Genomic DNA, 1,449 nt, shown 5'->3' on the forward strand with positions numbered 1-1,449 from the left:
TACAGTCCCCCTTTTGGTAGAAGGTGAGAAAAGAACTACCATTACTCACCTACCAACATGAAAAGTGCCAGACTTGAAGAGTTTCGTCAAGTAGCCTACAAATATTTAGGTAGAGCCAAAGACGCGACCTTTGAATTAACAGATGCCATATTGCTGACCAGCAATGTTTATTCCTTAGCAGACTTATCCTTATCACCAGTATTTAGACGCAAGTGGCCAAGCATCTATGAAGCCTTACAAGATAGCAGACCACAAAGACAGAAATTGATGCAGCTATATATCAAACAGATCCCAGCAGAGGGACGACCATTATTAGCAGGAGATCATACAAACTGGTCACGCCCAGATGCAGTAACGTTACAAGAGAGAACTTATGAGCATAGTGGCACATCCATAGCTGGAAATAAACCCATTACCATTGGTCAAGGATATAGCACAATTGCCTGGATACCTGAAAAATCAGGCAGTTGGGCATTACCTTTGAGACATGAACGGATCACAAGTGGGGAAAGTCCAATCTCAAAAGCGATTTGGCAACTAAAACAGGTGTGTAAGCATTTACCCACCAGACCAATTTCAGTTTGGGATAGTGAATATGGGTGTGCGCCTTTTGTGTTAAAAACTGCCAGTATTCCCGCAGATATTCTGGTAAGATTGCGCTCAAATCTTTGTTTATGGGGTGAGCCTGAAGCTTATTCGGGTAAAGGACGACCCAAAAAACACGGGTCTAAATTCAAACTTAATGAACCCACAACATGGTGTGAGGCTGCATCTGTCTTCGAGGTAGATGATCCGAAACTACAACGGGTACGGGTTAGCCTGTGGAAAAATTTACATTTCCGTAAAGCGGCGACACGCCCGATGTCACTGCTCAAAGTTGAACGTCTTGATGAACAAGGTAATCAACGAGTATCAAAACCTTTGTGGTTAGCTTGGGTAGGGGAAGAAATGCCTCTCTTAGAAGAGGTTTGGTGTCTTTACTTGCGTCGCTTGACTATTGATCACTGGTATCGCTTTCTCAAGCAACGCCTACATTGGACAGTTCCGAAGCTAGGTACTCCTAAGCAATGTGACCGATGGAGTGATTTGATGCCTCTCATGACTTGGGAGTTGTGGTTAGCCCGTGATATCGTTACTGACAATCCTCTACCTTGGCAGAAGTCTCTCGAAAAATTAACCCCTGGAAGAGTTGCTCAAGCTATGGGTGGAGTTTTCGCCGCCATTGGTACTCCTGCCCAACCACCCAAACCTCGCGGAAAGTCTCCAGGTTGGACACCAGGAAAAACCCGTCTACGTAAAAACCGATTTCCTACAGTTAAAAAGACAGCTACACCACCCCATAAAGAACCATCTGTAGCTGTTTAATATCAAAGATTGTCATCTTTTTGGGATGCCTCCGATTCACTCAGCCCTGCTGTGTTATCTTGCATTGCTTAGTCTAAACTCCAG

1 protein-coding gene is annotated in these 1,449 nt (G+C 44.4%); it reads left to right on the top strand.

Going from position 1 to position 1,449, the window contains the following annotated elements:
- The first annotated feature begins 57 nt into the window (after positions 1–57).
- Positions 58–1,365 (top strand): NF041680 family putative transposase, encoded by a 1,308-nt coding sequence (locus ACM0OR_RS28175; RefSeq protein WP_414579703.1) that lies wholly within the window; start codon positions 58–60, stop codon positions 1,363–1,365.
- The last annotated feature ends 84 nt before the right edge of the window (positions 1,366–1,449 follow it).

Origin of the sequence: Anabaena sp. CCY 9402-a, assembly GCF_963920945.1 — a bacterium.
Taxonomy (GTDB): domain Bacteria; phylum Cyanobacteriota; class Cyanobacteriia; order Cyanobacteriales; family Nostocaceae; genus Trichormus; species Trichormus minutissimus.